At 69.9% G+C, this 18,770-nt stretch carries 15 protein-coding genes; 9 read left to right on the top strand and 6 right to left on the bottom strand.

Translation table 11 applies throughout. The features are described 5' to 3' along the window. Positions 1–3 precede the first annotated feature (3 nt). Positions 4–879: a peptide chain release factor N(5)-glutamine methyltransferase gene (gene prmC, locus KF837_24050; GenBank protein MBX3230417.1), complete on the bottom strand. Its 876-nt coding sequence runs from the start codon at positions 877–879 to the stop codon at positions 4–6. Continuing rightward, positions 876–2,276 carry a phosphomannomutase/phosphoglucomutase gene (locus tag KF837_24045; GenBank protein MBX3230416.1) on the bottom strand — a complete coding sequence of 467 codons (1,401 nt, stop codon included), beginning with the start codon at positions 2,274–2,276 and terminating at the stop codon, positions 876–878. Before KF837_24045 ends, prmC begins: the two co-directional genes overlap by 4 nt. An 82-nt stretch (positions 2,277–2,358) precedes the next feature. Here KF837_24045 and KF837_24040 point away from each other — a divergent pair, with 82 nt between their 5' ends. Next, positions 2,359–2,964 carry a hypothetical protein gene (locus KF837_24040; GenBank protein MBX3230415.1) on the top strand — a complete coding sequence of 202 codons (606 nt, stop codon included), beginning with the start codon at positions 2,359–2,361 and terminating at the stop codon, positions 2,962–2,964. Here KF837_24040 and KF837_24035 read toward each other — a convergent pair. After that, the gene (locus KF837_24035) at positions 2,961–3,974 is read right to left on the bottom strand and encodes a PHB depolymerase family esterase (GenBank protein ID MBX3230414.1); all 1,014 of its coding nucleotides are present in this window, start codon (positions 3,972–3,974) and stop codon (positions 2,961–2,963) included. The two genes, KF837_24040 and KF837_24035, sit on opposite strands and share 4 nt — an antisense overlap. A gap of 214 nt (positions 3,975–4,188) precedes the next feature. On the opposite strand from KF837_24035, the gene KF837_24030 reads away from it, so the two are divergent. From KF837_24030 to KF837_24020, 3 genes are all read left to right on the top strand, one after another. Then, complete coding sequence (locus KF837_24030) at positions 4,189–4,941, top strand: hypothetical protein (protein MBX3230413.1); 753 nt, start codon at positions 4,189–4,191, stop codon at positions 4,939–4,941. A 245-nt stretch (positions 4,942–5,186) separates the two neighbouring features. Beyond that, positions 5,187–5,798 (top strand): hypothetical protein, encoded by a 612-nt coding sequence (locus tag KF837_24025; GenBank protein MBX3230412.1) that lies wholly within the window; start codon positions 5,187–5,189, stop codon positions 5,796–5,798. Positions 5,799–5,914: 116 nt separating this feature from the next. Beyond that, a complete protein-coding gene (locus tag KF837_24020) occupies positions 5,915–6,334 on the top strand; it encodes a hypothetical protein (protein MBX3230411.1) in 420 nt (139 codons plus the stop codon). 3 nt (positions 6,335–6,337) lie between these two features. Here KF837_24020 and KF837_24015 read toward each other — a convergent pair whose 3' ends face one another. Then, on the bottom strand, positions 6,338–8,728 hold the full coding sequence (locus KF837_24015) for a UvrD-helicase domain-containing protein (protein ID MBX3230410.1): 2,391 nt from the start codon (positions 8,726–8,728) through the stop codon (positions 6,338–6,340). Positions 8,729–8,899: 171 nt separating this feature from the next. Here KF837_24015 and grpE point away from each other — a divergent pair, with 171 nt between their 5' ends. The 5 genes from grpE to KF837_23990 all read left to right on the top strand — a co-directional run bounded on the left by grpE (position 8,900) and on the right by KF837_23990 (position 15,295). After that, on the top strand, positions 8,900–9,517 hold the full coding sequence (gene grpE, locus KF837_24010) for a nucleotide exchange factor GrpE (GenBank protein ID MBX3230409.1): 618 nt from the start codon (positions 8,900–8,902) through the stop codon (positions 9,515–9,517). Between the two features lie 16 nt (positions 9,518–9,533). After that, positions 9,534–11,363 (top strand): molecular chaperone DnaK, encoded by a 1,830-nt coding sequence (gene dnaK / locus KF837_24005; GenBank protein ID MBX3230408.1) that lies wholly within the window; start codon positions 9,534–9,536, stop codon positions 11,361–11,363. 24 nt (positions 11,364–11,387) lie between these two features. Then, positions 11,388–12,635: a PH domain-containing protein gene (locus KF837_24000; protein MBX3230407.1), complete on the top strand. Its 1,248-nt coding sequence runs from the start codon at positions 11,388–11,390 to the stop codon at positions 12,633–12,635. A gap of 171 nt (positions 12,636–12,806) precedes the next feature. Next, positions 12,807–13,745, top strand: coding sequence for a hypothetical protein (locus KF837_23995; GenBank protein ID MBX3230406.1), 939 nt, complete (start codon positions 12,807–12,809; stop codon positions 13,743–13,745). A gap of 74 nt (positions 13,746–13,819) precedes the next feature. Further along, positions 13,820–15,295, top strand: coding sequence for an outer membrane protein transport protein (locus tag KF837_23990; protein MBX3230405.1), 1,476 nt, complete (start codon positions 13,820–13,822; stop codon positions 15,293–15,295). A 12-nt stretch (positions 15,296–15,307) separates the two neighbouring features. On the opposite strand, the gene KF837_23985 is transcribed toward KF837_23990, so the two are convergent. After that, positions 15,308–15,751, bottom strand: coding sequence for a response regulator (locus KF837_23985; protein MBX3230404.1), 444 nt, complete (start codon positions 15,749–15,751; stop codon positions 15,308–15,310). Then, positions 15,748–18,687, bottom strand: coding sequence for a PAS domain S-box protein (locus KF837_23980; protein ID MBX3230403.1), 2,940 nt, complete (start codon positions 18,685–18,687; stop codon positions 15,748–15,750). Before KF837_23980 ends, KF837_23985 begins: the two co-directional genes overlap by 4 nt. Positions 18,688–18,770: the final 83 nt, after the last annotated feature.

Below are 18,770 nucleotides of genomic sequence, written 5' to 3'. Positions count from 1 at the left end.
ATTCTACGCGGGCCGGATCCCGCTGACGACCCGCTCGATCTTGGCGTAGTCGCGATCGACGCGGACCTCGCGGTAGCCGCGCTCCGCGAACAGCGCCACGGCAGCCTCCGCCTCGCCCGCGCCGATCTCGAGCGCGAGCACCCCCTCCGCCTCGAGGTACGCCGGCGCGCCGTCGAGGATCCGCCGCACGAGGTCGAGCCCGTCCGCGCCGCCGTCGAGCGCGAGCCGCGGCTCGAAGTCCCGCACGTCCGCCATCAGCCCGGCGATCTCGCCGGTCGCGACGTAGGGCGGGTTCGCGGTGATGACGTCGAAGCGCTGCGGCGGCACCGCGGCGAAGAGGTCGCTCTCGACGAACGCGACGTTGTACGCGCCGAGCCGGTACGCGTTCGTCCGCGCGACCTCGAGCGCGCCGGCGCTCACGTCGATCGCGACCACGCGCGCGGTGGGCCGCTGCCGCGCGATCGCGATCGCGACGCACCCGCTGCCGGTGCAGAGATCGAGGAGGCGCATCGAGAGCGAGACGTGGGCCGATCGCGCGAGCGCGCACTCGACGAGCGCCTCGGTGTCGGGCCGCGGGATCAAGACGCGCGGATCGACCTGGAACGTGAGCCCGTAGAACTCGCGCGTGCCGCGCAGGTACGCGATCGGCTCGCGCGCGCGCCGCCGCTTCACGAGCTCCCGCAGCTCCGCGAGCTCCGCGCCCTCGAGCGGCCGCAGCGACTCGATGATGACGCGCGTGCGATCGATCCCGAGCGCGTGGGCGACGAGGACCTCGGCGTCGAGGCGCGGGTTCTCGATCCCGCGCGCGCGAAAATCGTCGGTCGCCCACTTCACGAGCGACCCGATCGTCCAGGTCTTCGGCGCCTCCGCTTGCGTCATCCGCCCAGCTTCGCGCGCTCCGCCGCCACCACCGCCTCGACCTCCTTCTTGATCGCGTCGAGCTCCTCTTGCGTCCCCGCCTCGAACCGCATGACGAGGACGGGCCCCGTGTTCGACGCGCGGACGAGGCCCCACGTCGGAGCGGTCCCCTTGCTCGCGAACGAGATCCGCGCGCCGTCGATGTCGAGCACCTTGTTGCCCTTGTCCTTGAAGTGCTTCGTCACCGCGGCGACGACCTGGAACTTGATCGCGTCGGGGCAGTCGAGGCGGAGCTCCGGCGTCGTGAACGTCTTCGGGACGTCGGCGAGCATCTCGGAGAGCGGCCGCGGATCGTTCGCCACGATCTCGAGGAGCCGGAGCGACGCGTAGATCGCGTCGTCGTAGCCGCGGTAGCGATCGGCGAAGAAGAGGTGACCGCTCATCTCCCCCGCGAGGAGCGCGCCGGTCTCCTTCATCTTCGTCTTGATGAGCGAGTGGCCCGTCTTCCACACCACCGGCTCGCCGCCGTGCTTCGCGATGTCGTCGTAGAGCGTCTGCGAGCACTTCACCTCGCCCAGGATCGTCGCGCCCGGCTTGTCCTTCAAGAGCGCGCGCGAGAAGAGGATCATCAGCTTGTCGCCCCAGATCACCTCGCCCTTCTCGTCGATCGCGCCGAGGCGGTCCGCGTCGCCGTCGTACGCGAGCCCCACCCGCGCCCCGGTGTCGCGCACGCGCTTCACGAGCGCGGCGATGTTCTCGAGCACGGTCGGATCGGGGTGATGGTTCGGAAAGTTCCCGTCCATGTCGCAGAAGAGCGGATCCGGCTCGAGCCCGAGCGCCCTCATCGTCTTCACCGCGAGCGGACCGCCGGCGCCGTTGCCCGCGTCGAGCACGAACGCGAGGCCCTTCCCCTTCGCTCCTGAAAAATCGAAGCGCGTCTTCATTTCGGCGACGTAGGCGTCTTCGACGTCCTTCTGTTCGACGCCGCCGCCGGCCGCGTCCGCGCCGAAGCCCTCCTCGATGTTCGCCTTGAGCGCCTGGATGTCGGGGCCGAAGAAGCTCGCCTTCCCCCGCATCATCTTGAAGCCGTTCTCGTCGCCGGGGTTGTGGCTGCCGGTGATCATCACCGCGCCGTCGGTCTCGAGGAAGTGCGCGGCGAAGTAGAGCTTCGGCGTAGGGCCGACGCCGACGTCGATCACGCGCGCGCCGGCGGCGACGAGGCCCTTCGTCAGCGCGGCGAAGAGGCGAGGCGACGAGAGGCGGCAGTCGCGCCCGACCGCGACCGTCTTGCCCGCGCCGCCGATCATCGCGCCGAAGCCGCGCCCCACGCCGTAGGCGAGGTCGTCCGAGAGATCGCGCTCGGCCACACCTCGGATGTCGTACTCGCGGAAGATGTGCCCCGGAACGGACGCGCTCATGACCCGCGACCAAACCGCTTTTCTTCGCCGGGCGCAAGCGGAGCGCAAAGCCATGCAGAAGGCATGGTAGGGTGCGCCCGCCGTGGACCCGCCTGCGCCGCCTCCGTCGCACTACGAGGAGCCGCCGTACGTCTATGCGCCGTCGGACATTCGACCGCGGCAGGCACGCGAGATCGAGCTCTGCGAGCAGGCCTCGGGCTTCGACTGGATGTACACCGGCGCGTTCGCGCTCAGCTTCGTCGGCAGCGTGTACCTCAACATCAAGCACCTCAAGCACATGAGCCCCGCGCCGGTGCGCTTCATCGGCCCCACGCTCGTCGGCTTCACGTGGGGCGGCTTCCTCGGCGGCGGCTACCTCTCGCTGCCGAAGTGCGATCCGCTCTATGCGCCCGGCCCGGGCCCGGACGGCAACGTGCGCACGACGTGGCCGATGGCGCTCGCGATCGCGATGCTCGCCGGCGTCAGCGCGCCGATCATGGACTACAACTTCCTCGGCCCGGTGAAGCCCTTCTGGGAGGTCGCCGAGCGCAGCGCGCGCGTGTTCATCGCAGGCGGCTTCGGCGTGCTCGGCTCGCTCTTCCCCTACCTCGTGCCGCCGCGCACATGGTCGGCGGCAAAGGAGATCGAAAAGATGCGCATCGAAGGCTACCGCGACGGCGCCATCCTCTCCTACCGCGTCATCTTCTAACGCGAAGCTCCCCTCTCGAAGAACTCGAACGCGCGGCGGGCGCCGCAGATGCCGTGCGCGAACGCGTAGGGACCGACGAGCCCGCAGCCGCTCGCGGGGTCGACCGGGAAGCCGTGCCACATCCCCTCGACGCGGTAGGTCTCCACCACCTTCTGGTCGTCGTCGTCGAGCCAGACTGCGTGCGGGTGCCCGTCGACCTCGTCCACGATCGACGGCTCCGCCCCCACCCCGTGGAGCTCGGTCCACTGCTTCGTGAGCTCGCGCTGGTTCTTCGGGAACACGACGTTGTCGAGCGCGCCGTGCCAGATCGAGATCCGCGGACGGCGCCCGGTGTAGCTCGGAAACGCGGCCTTCACCCGGCGCGCGTGCTCGCTCGGCGAGCGCTCGATCCCGGGCATCATGCAGCTCACCGACTCCGGCAGCGTGGAGGCGCACCCGTACGGCACGCCGGCGAAGCTCGCCGCGGCGGCGTAGACGTCCGGATACGCCGCCGCGAGATCGACCGCCATCGCGGCCCCCGCCGAGAAACCTGCAACATACACGCGTTCCGCGTCGCCGCGATGGCGCCGCAGCGCGTGCGCCGTCATCTCGCGGATCGACTCGCTCTCGCCGCCGCCGCGCTTCGCGTCGTCGTCGCCGAACCCCATCGGGTTCGCCCAGTTGAAGCAGTAGGCGCCGTTGTTCCAGTACGACTGCTGCGGATAGACGACGATGAAACCGCGCTGATCGGCGAGCTGGTTCCATCCCGTGCCCGCGATGTGGAGCGCGTTCGTGGTGCAGCCGTGGAGCACGACGACGACGGCGGGGTTCGGCGGCAGGTTCGCCGGCACGTGCTCGAACATCCGGAGCGCGCCGGGGTTCCGCCCGAAGCCGGTCACCTCGACGAGCCCGCTGCCGAAGAGCGCCGCGTCGTCGGTCGCGATCTCTTCGCTCTCTCCTTCACGTTCGCTCGGCGGCGCCACGCACGCGGCGGCGGCGACGAACGTGACGGCGACGACGAAGGCACGCATGACGCGGCCGAACCCTACGCCGCGCGCCCGCCGCCCCCGCGTCTCGATCGCGCCCCGTATTGCCCAGCGTTTTCGCCTACATTGCCGCTGATCGGCGCCTCTCCCAACGAGCGACCTGCCGGCCGCCCTGGATTCGGTTAGTTTCCCGCGCATGCAATGCATGAACTGCGGCGGCCAGCTCGAATGGGCCGGCGGCGGGAAGTACGCCCGCTGCATGCGTGATCTCTCGCTGTTCTCGCAGGAAAACGGCCAGCTCACGCCGGTCGTCCCGCAGGCGCCGGGGGGCGGCTTCAACCCCGAGTTCAACAACATGTTCGCGCAGAACCTCGGCTTCGGCCCGCCGCCGCCAGGCGCGCAGCCGATGCCGCCGATGCAGCAGCAGCAGGCGTATCCGCAGCAGCCGCCGCAGCCGAACCACAACGTCGGCGCGGGCCAGTTCGATCTCGGCGGCGGCCATCAGCTCCGCGTGAAGATCAACGGCCAGACGCCGGAGAACTACGTCAAGAACCGCGTCTCGTCGATGGTGTGGGGCTGGATCATCGGCCTCATCGTCCTCGCCCTCATCGTCCTCGGCGGCATCGGCCTTGGCATCTACATCTATTTCCAGGCGAAGGACGGCGGCAGCTCGCCCGTCGCCGCGCAGAAGCAGGCGCAGGCCGCGGCGTGGGACGGCAAGACCCCGCTCACGTGCAGCGGCGTCGACGCGATCGCGGTGAGCAACGTCACCGCGACGGCGGGCGTGGTCGCGAGCGGCAACTGCCAGGTCACCCTCGCGAACGTGAGCATCACCGCCCCGATCGCGATCGAGGCGAGCGCCAACGCGAAGGTCACGATGACGGGCGGCAGCATCACCGCCTCCACCAACTCGGTCGTCGCGAGCGCCAACGCCACCGTCACCCTCACCGGCACGAAGGTCACCGGCAAATCAAAGAAGAACGGCAACGCCAAAATCACCGGCGCCCCGTAACGCTCCTCCGCACCACGACGTGCACGCCGCGACGACGTGCACGTTCGCGACCATCACGAATTTTTCTTTGGCCAGCACGAGTAGCCGGCCTTTCGCTACGTCGTCGGTATGGGGCGCTGTGAGGATCTGCCGTTCGCAACGCCTCGCGGCACCCTCGAGCCAAACCCGCCCGCCCCCGCGCGCCCCCCCCGCCAGACGTGCGCCGCTCGCGTCGCGGCGCGGCGGCCGATGCTACGCTCGCGCGCGTGCTCCGCGCGCCGATCTGCTCGTTGCGCCGGACGTGCGGCGCGCTGTTGCTGCTCGGCGTCGGAGGCGGCGTCGGGGTCGGGGGCGTCGCTTGCGCGAAGCACGTGCGGCCGCATCCGCACGCGACGACGAGCGCGTCGATCGATCTCGCGGTCGGACAAGCCACGTCGATCCCGACGGAGGGGCTGCGCGAGTACGGGATCGACGGGCAAGGGCTCGTCGGGGTCCGCCGGACGAAGGACATGCTCGTCCTCACCGCGCTGCGCCCGGGCACGACCGCGATCTACCTCGTCGATCGCGAGGGCGCGGTCGCGCGGCGCGAGATCCACGTCACGCTGCCCGTCCCGCGCACGCGCGGCGACGAGCTCGCCGACGAGCTCGCGAGCTTCCGCTGCTTCCGCGTCGTCCGCTCGGGCGAGCGATGGACGATCGAGGCGACGCCGCTCGACGACACCGAACGCCTCCAGCTCGAGGAGCTGAAAGACAGCTACGCCGCGCAGAGCGTCGACCTCCACCTCGTACCACGCGCATGCCCCTCCGCCCCGACGCCAGACGCGGGCGCGACACCAACTCCCGACGCGTCCGCGGACGTCGACGCGTCGACGCCGTGATCACGCATCGCCATGTGCCGTGGTGTGCCAAGGCGCGCCAGCGGTAGCAACGTCTCCCCAATTCGCCCGAGTTTCCGCGTCCGCCATACAGGAACGCACCGTGCTTGATGGGGAGCATGCTCGTCCCCTGCCCCGCCTGTCTGCGCCACGTCCGTGCGAACGAAACGTCGTGTCCGTTCTGCCAGAGCGCCCTCGCTGCCGGGCTCGCGGCGCGCGCCGTCCCCTCGACGACGCGACGCCTCGACCGCCTCGCGCGCTTCACCTTCGCGGCGTCGATCGCGCTGGCCGCGTGCGGCGGCCAGACCACGGATCCCACCCCTTCTGGCGCGGTCGTGGTCGGGGACGACGACGAGGACGAGAAGACGTCGACCGAGGGCGTCCCGAAGGTCACGAAGCCGGCGGTCGCCGATGACAGCACGGACGAAGACCGAGGCGGCGGCGGCACGCCCCCTGGAGACATGGGCGGCATGTCGTCCGCCTATGGCGGCCCGCCGTCGTCCTCTGGCTGGCCGCCGCCGCGCGACGGCGGCTCGTGACGATCACGCGAGCTTCAGGAACCGCGCGAGGACCTTCTTCTCGCCCCAGCCTGGGAAGAAGGCGACGACGGCGGGCTCGCCGACCGTGACGACCTTCATCACCTCGCCGCGGCCGAAGCGCTGGTGCACCACCGTGCTGCCGCGGCGGAGCGGGCCCGCCGCGCTCGGCGGCGGGTCGGCGCCCTCGTCGTACTCGACGTAGCGCTCGCCCGGATCGCGCGAGGCCGCGCGATGACGGCGGCTCTGCAGCGCGGCCGGGCCGGGGCCCCACTCGTCGCCGGGGATGACGTCCGCTTGCGGGTGCTTCCACGCGGGCGACGGCGACGCGGACGGGCGCTTCCAGCTCGTCGGCGCTTGGTCGCGATCGATCCAGCGACCCGACGCCCCCGCCGCGCGCGCGGCCGACGTCTCCATGTGCTCCGCCGCCTCGGGCGGGAGGTCGCCGACGAAGCGGCTCGGGACGCCGAGGCGCGTCGTGCCGAAGATCTGGCGCTGGCGCGCGTGCGTGACGATGAGGTGATGGCGCGCGCGCGTGATCGCGACGTACGCGAGGCGGCGCTCCTCCTCCATCTCCTCCGGCGTGCGCGGCTCCTGGTTCCGGTAGGGGAACATGTCCTCTTCCATGCCGGTGAGCAGCACGAGCTCGAACTCGAGGCCCTTCGCGCCGTGCACCGTCATCAGGGTGACCTTCTCGATCGGCGCGTCGCCCTGGTCCGTGTCCGCGACGAGCGAGACGCGCTCGAGGAAGCCGTCGAGCGTCGGCGGCTCGCCGCGCGCCTCCGCTTCGGTCTCGTAGTCCTGCATCGAGCCCTCGAGCTCGGCGAGGTTCTCGAGGCGGCCCTCCGCTTCGGCGGTGTCCTCGTCTTCGAGCGCCTTTTTGTAGCCGGTCTTCGCGAGGAGGAGACGGAGGACCTCCGGCGCGGAGCGGGCGCGCGCCTCGCCCGCGAGCAGCTTCATCAGCTCGCGGAACTGGCCGAGGCGCTTCCGCGGCGCGGAGCCGAGGTCCTCCGCGAAGTCGTCGAGCCGCTCGAGCGCCTCGAAGATCGAGATGCCCTGCATGTTCGCGTAGCTCGCGACGCGCTCCACCGTCGTGCTGCCGATGCCGCGCGCCGGCACGTTGATGATGCGGAGCATGTCGACGTCGCTCTTCGGGTTCACGAGGACGCGCAGGTACGCGATCGCGTCCTTGATCTCGGCGCGGTCGTAGAACTTCGTGCCGCCGATGATCTGGTACGGCATGTCGACCGCGCGGAGCGACTCTTCGAGGACACGCGACTGCGCGTGCACGCGATAGAAGACGGCGATCTCCTTCGGGCCGATGCCGGCCTCGCGCGCGTCGCGGATCGCGCGGACGACGCAGGCCGCCTCGTCGCGCTCGTCGGCGCACGCGATGACGCGGATCGGCGTGCCGTTCGGGTTGTCGGTGAAGAGCTCCTTCGGCTCGCGCGTCGGTGACGGTGCGATGACGGCGAGCGCGGAGGCGACGATGTTCTTCGTCGAGCGGTAGTTCTGCTCGAGCTTCACGACCTTCGCCGCGGGCCAGTCCCTGCGGAAGCCGCGGATGTTGCGGACGTCGGCCCCGCGCCAGCGATAGATGGACTGATCGTCGTCGCCGACGACGCAGAGGTTCTTCGTCCGCGACGCGAGCTTCTTCAGGAGGCGGTACTGGATCTGGTTCGTGTCCTGGAACTCGTCGACGAGGACGTGATCGAACTTCTTGAGCAGCGTCTCCTGCGCGCGCAGCACCTCGACCCCGACCGAGCCGTCGGCGGGGGCCTCGAGCACGCGCACCACCGAGAGGATGAGGTCCTCGAAGTCGAGCGCGTTCGCGGCGCGGAGCGCGGCCTCGTACTTGCGGTAGGCCTTCTGCACCGCGTCGTCGAGGTAGCTGTCGAGGCTCATCTCGTCGGGGCCGCGGCCCTCTTGCTTCTCTTTGTGGATGCGACCGAGCACGGCCTTCGGCGTGTAGCGACGGTCGTCGAGGTTCATGTCGCGGAGCACGCGCGTGACGACCGCCTTCTGATCGGTCGAGTCGTAGATGACGAAGCTCTTGCTGCGCTCGATCGCTTCGGGAAACATGCGGAGGAACTTCGCGCACGTCGCGTGGAAGGTGCCGACCCAGAGGTCGCGCGCGACGGGGCCGAGGAGGTCGGGGCGCTCGAGGCGCGCCCGCATCTCGCCCGCCGCTTTGTTCGTGAACGTCACCGCGAGGATGCGCCACGGCGCCACGCGCTCGCGCGCGACGAGGTTCGCGATGCGGTACGTGATGACGCGCGTCTTGCCGCTGCCGGCGCCGGCGAACACGAGGAGCGGCCCGTCGACGTGGAACGCCGCCTCGGTCTGCGGCTCGTTCAGCTCGGGCTGCATCGAACCGAAGGACTTAGCCCACTTCACGTCGGCGTGCGATCACTACCGCGGCGCTCGGAGCGAGCCCGAGCATGTCGCGTCGACGCGGAATCCAGTGCCGTCGAACGGCACAGCGATGAGCCGCGCCGAGCCGCGGCGCTGTCCGAAGCCGAAGGGTTCTCTCTTGAGTGTGGGCAATTCGGGTATAGTCGTGGGCATATGTCCGGCGAAGGCGAGAGCGAAGAGAAAGACACCGGCGCGAACGGCGAGAGCGAGGCTGCGAGCGGCCAGCCCGCCTCGGCGCCCGCGAAGGCCGAAGTGGATCCGGTCGCGGAGGCGAAGGCCGAGGCCGCGCGCATGAAGGATCAGTGGATGCGCACGGCGGCGGACTTCGACAACTTCCGGAAGCGGTCGCGACGGGAGATCGAGGACACGCGGAAGGCGGGCAAAGAGGACCTCCTCAAGGAGTTCCTCCCCGTCTTCGACAACCTCGAGCGCGCGATCGCGAGCGCCCAGCGCGCGACGGACGTGAAGGCCGTCGCCGAGGGCCTCACGATGGTCCTGCGCCAGTACACCGACACCCTCGCGCGCGGCGGCATCACGAAGGTGCCCACCGTCGGCGAGCAGTTCGATCCGACGCACCACGAGGCGATCCAGCAGGTCGAGACCGACGAGCATCCGCCAGGCACCGTCGTCGCCGAGGTCCAACCCGGCTACGCGCAGGGCGATCGACTCATTCGCGCCGCCATGGTCGTGGTCGCGAAGCCGAAGTCGAAGTCCGAGTCCGAGGGGAAGGCAGAGGGGTCTGGGTCCGACGACGCGAAGGCGTCTTCGTGAGGGCGTGAGGGGTTAAATGTCGAAGGTCATCGGTATCGACCTGGGCACGACGAACTCGTGCGTCGCCATCGTGGAGACGAGCCCGACGGGCAAGGTCGACGTGAAGATCATTCCGAACGCCGAGGGCGCGCGCACGACGCCGTCGATCGTCGCGTTCACGGGGAGCGGCGAGCGCCTCGTCGGCCAGCCCGCGAAGAGGCAGGCGGTCACGAACGCGACCAACACGGTCTACGCCGTGAAGCGCCTCATCGGCCGCAAGGTGAAGTCCGAGGAGGTGCGCCGCCAGCTCGACCGCAGCCCGTACAAGATCATCGAGGCGCCGAACGGCGACGCCTGGGTCTCCGTCGGCGGCAAGGACATGTCGCCGCCGGAGGTGAGCGCGATGGTGCTCACCCGCATGAAGGAGATCGCGGAGAGCTACCTCGGCGAGCCGGTGACCGAGGCGGTCGTCACCGTCCCCGCGTACTTCGACGACGCGCAGCGCCAGGCGACGCGCGACGCCGGCAAGATCGCCGGCCTCGACGTCCGCAGGATCATCAACGAGCCCACCGCCGCCGCGATCGCGTACGGCCTCGACAAGAAGACGACCGAGCGCATCGCGGTCTACGACCTCGGCGGAGGCACCTTCGATATCTCGATCCTCGAGATCCAGGAGGGCGTCTTCAGCGTGAAGGCGACCAACGGCGACACGTACCTCGGCGGCGAGGACTTCGACCTCCGCATCGTCGACGCGATCGCGGAGGTGTTCCAGAAAGAGAACAACGTCGACCTCAAGAAGGACCGGATGGCGCTCCAGCGCCTGAAGGAGGCGGCGGAGAAGGCGAAGCACGAGCTCTCGTCCTCGCTCGAGACCGAGCTGAACCTCCCCTTCATCGCGACCAACGCGAAGGGGGAGCCGCTCCACGTCCAGCGCACGATGACGCGCGCGGAGCTCGAGCTCCTCACGACCGAGCTCATCGAGCGGAGCCTCGAGCCGTGCCGCAAGTGCCTGAGCGACGCGGGGGTCAACCCGAGCGACATCCAGTCCGTCGTCCTCGTCGGCGGCATGACGCGCATGCCGGCGGTGCAGAAGGCGGTTAAGGAGTTCTTCGGCCGCGAGCCGAACAAGGGCGTGAACCCGGACGAGGTCGTCGCCGCGGGCGCCGCGCTCCAGGGCTCCGCGCTCGGCGAAGAGTCGCCGGTCGAGATGCTCCTCCTCGACGTCACGCCGCTCTCGCTCGGCGTCGAGACCGGCGGCGGCGTCTTCACCGTCCTCATCCCGCGCAACACCACGATCCCGACGGAGCGAAACGAGGTCTTCACGACCTCCGTCGACAACCAGAATTTCGTGCCGATCCACATCCTCCAGGGCGAGCGCCCGATGGCGGCCGACAACCGCTCGCTCGCGCGCTTCGAGCTCACCGGCATCCCGCCCGCGCCGCGCGGCGTGCCGAAGATCTCGGTCACGTTCCGCATCGACGCGAACGGCGTCGTCAGCATCGACGCGAAGGACCTCGGCTCGGGGCGCTCGCAGCAGATGAACATCACGCCGACGAGCGGCCTCTCGAAGGACGAGATCGACCGCATCGTCACCGAAGGCGAGCGCCACCAGGCCGCGGACGCCGTGCGCAAGGAGCTCGCCGAGGTGCGCAACCAGGCCGAGACGCTGCTCTACACGACCGAGGCCGCGCTCGAGGGCTACCAGGACCTCGTCGACGGCGAGATGATCGAGCGCACGAAGGACTCGTGCAAGCGGCTCCGCGAGCTCATCGAGCAGCAGGGCGATCTCACGAGCATCCGCTCGCAGTACCAGGACCTCGAGGCGCTCACCTTCAAGATCGCCGAGTCGCTCTACGGCACGGGCTGATCGCGACGCGGGAGGGGCGGGGCGATGTTCGAGAAGTCTTCGGGCACGATCCGCCATCGCCGCAAGTGGCTCCTCGTCGCGATGAAGAGCTGGATGCTCGGCGGGCTCGTCCCGCTGGTCGGGGCGATCCAGCTCTCCGCGCCGATGTGGCTCGCGACGCTGCTCGCCGGCTTGTACCTCACCGGCGTCATCGGGGCACCCCGCGCATGGCTGGCGTTCCGGACCGAGCGGCGCGGGCCGCTCCGCGCCGACGAGGAGGGCCTGTGGCTCGACGGACGCCTCGTCGTCGCGCGGAGCGCGATCCAGCACGCGTACCCGCTCGCCGACGGCGGCGGCCTCGTCCTGCGACTGCTCGAGCGCGGGACGCCGGCGACCGCGATCGACGTCGCGGTGACGGACGACGCGGAGGCGGCGGAGCTCCTCGGCGCGCTGCGGCTCGACGCAGGGCGCTCCCTCACGGAGTGGGAGCTTCGCGGCGGGACGAAGCTCTCCGATCGCAAGCAGCTCGTGCTCGAGGGCATGGCCGTCTCCTTCGCCGTCGCGATGGGCATGCTGTTCACCGCGACGGGGCTCAAGGCGCAGAGCGTCGCGTTCACGATGATGGGGGGGACGTTCGTCGTGGCGGCGATGATCGGCTTCCTCCTCGCGCGGCACTGGCGCGCGGCCTACGTCACGGTCGGCGCCGACGGCGTGCGGGTCCGCGAGCTGCGCGGCACGCGCTTCGTCCCGTTCTCGGAGATCGAGCGCGTGCGCTCCGAAGGGAACGACCTCATCCTCGATCTCCGCGACGGCACGAACGTGGAGCTCCATCATCCGATCGGCTCGAACGCGAGCCTCGAAGCGGACCGGAGCCACGAGGCGAAGAAGCTCGGCGAGCGGATCGCGGAGCAGCTCGCCGCCCATCGGCGCGCGCCGCGCGTGAACCTCGACGTGCTCACGCGCGCCGGACGCCGCGCCGAGGAGTGGCTGCGCGCGACACAGGCGCTGACCGAGCAGAACGCGACGTTCCGCACGCAGGCGGTGCCGCACGAGGCGCTCTGGCGCGTCGTCGAGGACGCGAGCGCGGCGCCGACCGCGCGCGCCGGCGCGGCCCTCGCGCTGCGGCGCGAGCTCGACGACGCCGCGCGCACGCGCCTCCGCGTCGCCGCCGACGCCTGCGCCGCGCCGCAGCTCCGCGTCGCGCTCGAGGCGGTGACGTGCGAGGACGACGACGCGCTGCTCCACGCGCTCGAGCCGCTCGAAGACGAGGGACGCCGCCTCCGGATGGCGTGAAGGATCGCCGCTTCACCGCGAGATCGAGGCGATCCGCGAGGATGCGCAGAGCGGGTTCGAGGCTAGCCACTCGTCGCCGGCGGGAGACGCCAGGCTGGAACGCAAATGCAGGCATTTCATGCATTTGCGTTGGCGCTCGGCCGGGCACGACTCCTGAAAAGAGGGGTCCCCATGACGCGCAAGCACTTCGTCACGTCGATCGTCTTCGGTCTCACGGGTGTCCTCAGCTTCGCGTGCGGCGAGCCGGACTGGGTCGGAGGGGAGCTCGACGAGGACACGAACCAGGGGCAGCTGACGAACGAGCCGGAGGAGGCGTGCACCGAGAGCGGCGGGGACGGCAAGCCGGGCCTCGGGGTCGACCCTTCGACGCTCGAGGCGTGCTGCGAGGACAAGGGCAAGGCGCACTGCGTGGACGAGGCGCTCGTCAGCTCGTCGAAGGACAAGCTCGACGCGTGCGGCAGCGGCGGGCGCTGCGTGCCGGACACGATCATCACCGGGACCGAGGCGAAGACGTGCACGAGCTCCGTCACGAACAGCCCGGGCAAGTGCCTCAGCCCGTGCATCAAGGCGATCGCGGAGAAGGCCTCGCTCCTCAAGGCCGACGGCTGCACCGGCGGCGAGCTCTGCGCGCCGTGCGAGCTCGGCGGCACCCCCACCGGCGCCTGCGAGATCGGCAAGCCGAAGAGCGGCGGAGGCGCGAAGACGTGCGCGCCGAAGAACGGCGACAAGGAGTCGAAGGAGCCGGCCGCGGATCCGCCGAAGAGCGCGGGCTGCTGTGGTGGCAAGGGCCTCTGCGTGACGAAGGACGTCGTCGAAGCGAAGATGCCGGGCAAGAGCGATCAGCTCGACACGCACGAGTGCACGGACGGCTTGCTCTGCGCGCCGACCGAGAACGCGGCCGCCGACTTCGAGCCGAAGAAGTGCAAGGCGAAGGGCTCCGTCACGGGCCTCTTCATGGGCGAGTACGAGGGCGTCTGCCTGAGCAACTGCCTCAAGTTCAAGCGCACGCAGCAGTTCGCGAGCGCACAAGGCGACTGCGACGACGAGCACCGCTGCATGCCCTGCGAGGTCCTCGGCCGCCCAACCGGCGCCCCCGGATGCGAACAATGAGCACCAGCACACGGGGCCCCAGAAGCGGCCGCGGATGCGGGCGCGAAGCCCCGACGTTGAGTAAGCCCCCGACGTTGAGTGCCCTCGGCTTTGCAGCTTCATTCTTCGCGGCGGCGTTCCTCGCCGCTCCTTCGGCGTTCGCCGGTGGCCTCGAGACGCCGGACAACGGCACGGAGGCGCTCGGGCGTGGCGGGGCCTTCGCCGCGAAGGCGGACGATCCGACCGCGCTCCACCACAACATCGGCGGGCTCGCGCAGCAGGGCGGCACGCGCCTCCTCGTGAACGCCAACGTCGCGCGCAACTCGCTCAGCTTCCAGCGCGAGGGCGTGTACGAGGGCGATCCGGGCACGACGGCGTGGGCGGGCCGGCGGTACCCGCTCGCCGAGAACCAAGGCGGCGTCGCGGTCCTCCCGTTCGTCGCGGCGACGAGCGACTTCGGCACCGAGCGCATGACGTTCGCGCTCGGCACGTTCGCCCCGCACTCCGTCGGCGGGAAGGTCTACCCGCTCGTCCAGAACGGCGCGCCGAGCCCCGCGCGCTACGACGCGATCGGCGGCATGCCGACGCTGCTCCTCTACCACACCGCGGCGATGGGCTACCGCGTCGCCGACTGGCTCGACGTCGGAGTGGGCTTTCACCTCGTGCAGGCGCAGATCGGGACGCGGCTGATCGCGTACATGAACAAGTACTGCAGCGGCTTCGAGGAAGCCGCCTGCGACGCGCGCGGCGAAGCGACGACGAAGGGCTGGTCGGGCACGGGCTCGATCGGAGCGATGGCGCGCCTCGGCGAGGGCCTCTCCGCCGGCCTCCACTTCCGCGGACCGGCGCCGATCACGACGGAGGGCACCGCGAAGATCGATCCTCCGTCGGTGGCGAAGGGCTTCGAGATCCCGGCCACGCGCGTGATGGTCCAGACCGCGATGCCGTGGGTCGTCCGCGGCGGCGTCCGCAAGGTCTTCGGTCGGGAGAGGAGCTTCGCGGCGCGCGGCGAGCGCGGCCGCGGCGAGCCGACCGAGGGCACGGGCGACCTCGAGCTCGACGTCGTCTACGAAGGTTGGGGCTCGGCGATGAACCCGGGACCGCGCGTCGTCCTCGACGACGTCAAAGGCGTGGGCCGGATGGAGCGGACGGTCACGAAGCGCTACTCGAACACGCTCAGCGTCCGCGTCGGCGGCTCGTACACGCTCCAGGGGCTCTCCGTCCCGGTCACGCTCCGCGGCGGCGGGTACTACGACGGCTCCGCGACCGCGGGGGCGTACACGCGCCTCGACGCCGACACGCTCGACAAGGTCGCCCTCACCGCCGGCGTCGGCGTGCGGTTCGGATCCGTGCGCATCGACGCCGCGTACGCGAGCGCGTTCGACTTCGCGCGCACGGTGAAGGACGGCGATCTCCGCTCGGCGGAGGGCGCGCCGGCGGTGAACAACGGCGTCTTCACCGGTCACACGCACATCGCGTCGCTCGGCGCGGTCATCGAGCTCGATCGGATCTTCGGCGGCGGCAGGCTCCCCCTCCCCAAGCCGGACGGCGACCGCGTCGCGAGGCGCTGACGAGGACGACCGTCAGCTCGACTTCGGCGGCTTCTGGTTGAGGACCAACCAATAGAGCCCGAGCTGCCGGACCGCGTCCGCGAACTGCGTGAAGTCGACGGGCTTCACGATGTAGCTGTTGGCGCCGAGCGCGTAGCCCTTCACCAGATCCCGGTCTTCCTTGGAAGACGTCAAGATGACGATGGGGAGGACCTTCGTGCGCGCGTCGGCGCGGATCGCGCGGAGGACGTCGAGCCCGCCCACCTTCGGCAGGTTCAGGTCCAAGAGGACGACCTGCGGCTCCTCTCGCGGATCGCGTTCCGCGTAGGCTCCTCTCACGAAGAGGTAGTCGAGAGCGGCCGCGCCGTCTCGAGCGACGACGACCTTGTTGCCGATGTTGCTCTTCCGGAGGGCGCGCAGCGTCAGCTCTTCGTCGCTCGCGTTGTCTTCGACCAACAAGATGACCTGCTCGCTCATTGCCGCTGACCCCTTTCATCCAACGTAAAATAGACGGTGGCTCCGGCGCCGACTTTTCCCTCCGCCCAGATTCGTCCGCCGTGACGATGAATGATCCTCTGGACCGTGGCGAGCCCGATCCCGGTCCCTTCGAACTCTTCCGCCGTGTGGAGCCGCTGGAAGACGCCGAAGAGCTTCGGCGCGAAGGCCATGTCGAAGCCGGCGCCGTTGTCGCGGACGTAAAAGACGCGCTGATCGCCTTCTTGCTTGGAGGCGAACTCGATGCAGCCCTTTGGCTGATTCCGGGTGAACTTCCACGCGTTGCCCAGCAGGTTCTCGAGCGCGACGGCGAGGAACCGGCTGTCGCCGGTCGTCGACAGCCCTTTGCCGATGAGGAGCTCGATGTTCCGGTCGGGCTCGAGGGACCTCAATCGTTCGGCGGTCGCGCGGGCGAGCTCGCTCAAGTCCACCTGCTCGCGGCGGAGATCGCCGCGCGCGATCCGGGCGAGCGAGAGCAAGCTCTCGATGAGCTGGGCCATGTGCTGCGCCGACTCGCGCACACGCCGTAGATATCGCTGGCCCTCCTCGTCGAGCTTCTCGGCGTAGTCCTCGAGGAGCGCCTGGCTGAAGCCGTCGATCCCGCGCAGCGGCGCGCGGAGGTCGTGCGCGACCGAATAGCTGAAGGCCTCGAGCTCGCGATTGGCCGCTTCGGTCGCCTCCTTCGCGTGCGCGACCGCCTCCTCGGCGCGCTTGCGATCGGAGATGTCCCGCGCGACCTTGGAGGCGCCGACGACCTGACCGCGCGAGTCGTGAATCGGTGAGATCGTGACGGAGACGTGGATGTCTCGTCCGTCTTTCCGGCGGCGAATCGTCTCGAAGGACTCGACGCGCTCTCCTCGCTTGAGGCGCTCGACGATCGCGGGCTCTTCGCCTTGGCGCCCCGGCGGGAGGAGGAGGGAGATCGGTTTCCCGATCGTCTCCTCGGCCCGGTAGCCGAAGACGCGCTCCGCCCCGACGTTCCAGCTCCGGATCGTGCCGTCCAAGGACTTGCTGATGATCGCGTCGTCGGACGAGTCGACGATGGCGGCGAGCTGCGCCCGCAGCTCCTCGGTCCTCTTCCGCTCCGTGACGTCGCGGATCGTGCTCGAGACCAGCATCCCCTCTTCGGTGGCGAGCGGGCTCAGGCTGATCTCGACCGGGAACTCGGTGCCGTTCCGGCGGCGTCCCCACAGGTCGAGGCCCGACCCCATCGCGCGCGCCTTGGGATCGCCGAAGTAGCGCGACCGATAGCCGGGATGCGCCTTGCGGTAGCGCTCCGGGACGAGGACCTCGACCGGCTGCCCCACGAGATCGGCTCGTTTGTAGTCGAAGAGCTTCTCGGTCTGCGAGTTCACGAGCACGATGCGTCCGTCGCGGTCGACGATGACCATCGCGTCGGGCGCCGACTCGAGCAGGCCGCGGAACTTCTCCTCCGCCCGCTTGCGCTCGGTGATGTCACGGATGGCGCTCGAGACGAGGGTGCCTTCTTCGGTGGAGATGGGGCTCAGGCTGATCTCGATCGGGAACTCCTTGCCGTCCTTCCTCCGGCCGTAGAGCTCGAGCCCGGAGCCCATCGCGCGGGCCCTCGGGCCCGCGAAGAAGCCGCTCCGGTGCGCGGGGTGCTGTCGGCGATACCGCTCCGGAATGAGGATCTCGACCCATTGGCCGACCAGCTCGTCGCGGCTGTACCCGAAGAGCATCTCGGTCTGCGCGTTGACGAGCACGATGCGCCCGTCCTTGTTCACGATCACCATCGCGTCGGGCGCCGACTCGAGCAGACCTCGGAACTTCTCCTCCGCCTTCTTCCGATCGGCGATGTCGCGGATCGCGCTCGAGACGAGCGTGCCGTCTTCGGTCTCGAGCGGGCTCAGGCTGATCTCGATCGGGAACTCCGAGCCGTCCTTGCGGAGGCCGAAGAGCTCGAGGCCCGAGCCCATCGACCGCACCTTCGGCGCCGCGAAGAAGTCGGCCCGATGCTTCGGGTGCTTGGCGCGGAACCGCGCGGGGACCAGCTTCTCGACCAGCTGGCCGAGCAGCTCTTGCCGCGGATAGCCGAAGAGCTTCTCGGTCTGCGCGTTGACGAGCACGATGTTGCCGTACCGGTTCACGATCACGATCGCGTCGGGAGCGGACTCGAGGAGGCCCCGGAACTTGTCCTCCGCCTTCTTTCGTTCGGTGATGTCGCGAATGGCGCTCGCGACGAGGAGCCCGTCCTCCGTCTCGAGCGGGCTCAGGCTGATCTCGATCGGGAACTCGGTGCCGTCCTTTCGGAGGCCGTAGAGCTCGAGCCCCGAGCCCATCGACCGCACCTTGGGCGCGCCGAAGAACTCCGCGCGGTGGGTCGGGTGTTTGCTCCGGAACCGCTCGGGCACCAGCTTCTCGACCCGTTGCCCGACGAGCTCCTGGCGCGAATAGCCGAAGAGCTTCTCGGTCTGCGCGTTGACGAGCACGATCGCTCCCTCCCGGTTCACGATGACGACCGCGTCGGGGGCCGCCTCGAGGAATCCGCGGAGCTTGTCCTCGGCCCGCCTGCGCTCGGTGATGTCGCGGATCGCCGCCGTCACGAGCACACCTTGGCTGGTCTGGACGGGACCGAGGCTGATCTCGGCGGGGAACTCCGTCCCGTCCTTGCGCACCGCGAAGAGGTCGACGCCCGCGCCCATCGGGCGGGCGCGCGAAGCGGCGAAGTAGCCCGCGCGATGGGACGGGTGGCCCGCCCGATAGCGCGCGGGGACGAGCACCTCGATCGGCTGGCCGATCAGCTCGGTGCGCTCGTACCCGAACAGCCGCTCGGCCTGCCCGTTGACGAGCAGGATGCGACCGTCCTGCCCGACGATCACCATCGCGTCGGGCGCGGCCTCGAGGAACGCGGGAAAGTTCGACTCGATCGCCGCCTGGATGTCGAGCATGCGACCCATTCCGGCGTAACGCAGAAGCTCCGTGGGCAGTAGAGGCACGGTGCCGCATGGCCGTCCGTGAGCTTCGGCGGAATACCGCGGGA

This window comes from Labilithrix sp., from assembly GCA_019637155.1.
Lineage (GTDB): Bacteria > Myxococcota_A > Polyangia > Polyangiales > Polyangiaceae > Labilithrix.
This window is presented reverse-complemented; position numbering and strand designations above follow the sequence as displayed.

What these genes read in the sequence shown, in the direction of transcription:
- KF837_23985 (MBX3230404.1), bottom strand. Translation starts at nt 15,751, where the DNA reads ATGAGCGAGCAGGTCATCTTGTTGGTCGAAGACAACGCGAGCGACGAA.
- dnaK (MBX3230408.1), top strand. Translation starts at nt 9,534, where the DNA reads ATGTCGAAGGTCATCGGTATCGACCTGGGCACGACGAACTCGTGCGTC.
- KF837_24020 (MBX3230411.1), top strand. Translation starts at nt 5,915, where the DNA reads ATGCTCGTCCCCTGCCCCGCCTGTCTGCGCCACGTCCGTGCGAACGAA.
- KF837_24045 (MBX3230416.1), bottom strand. Translation starts at nt 2,276, where the DNA reads ATGAGCGCGTCCGTTCCGGGGCACATCTTCCGCGAGTACGACATCCGA.
- KF837_24000 (MBX3230407.1), top strand. Translation starts at nt 11,388, where the DNA reads ATGTTCGAGAAGTCTTCGGGCACGATCCGCCATCGCCGCAAGTGGCTC.
- prmC (MBX3230417.1), bottom strand. Translation starts at nt 879, where the DNA reads ATGACGCAAGCGGAGGCGCCGAAGACCTGGACGATCGGGTCGCTCGTG.
- KF837_24035 (MBX3230414.1), bottom strand. Translation starts at nt 3,974, where the DNA reads ATGCGTGCCTTCGTCGTCGCCGTCACGTTCGTCGCCGCCGCCGCGTGC.
- KF837_23980 (MBX3230403.1), bottom strand. Translation starts at nt 18,687, where the DNA reads ATGGGTCGCATGCTCGACATCCAGGCGGCGATCGAGTCGAACTTTCCC.
- KF837_23995 (MBX3230406.1), top strand. Translation starts at nt 12,807, where the DNA reads ATGACGCGCAAGCACTTCGTCACGTCGATCGTCTTCGGTCTCACGGGT.
- grpE (MBX3230409.1), top strand. Translation starts at nt 8,900, where the DNA reads ATGTCCGGCGAAGGCGAGAGCGAAGAGAAAGACACCGGCGCGAACGGC.
- KF837_24030 (MBX3230413.1), top strand. Translation starts at nt 4,189, where the DNA reads ATGCGTGATCTCTCGCTGTTCTCGCAGGAAAACGGCCAGCTCACGCCG.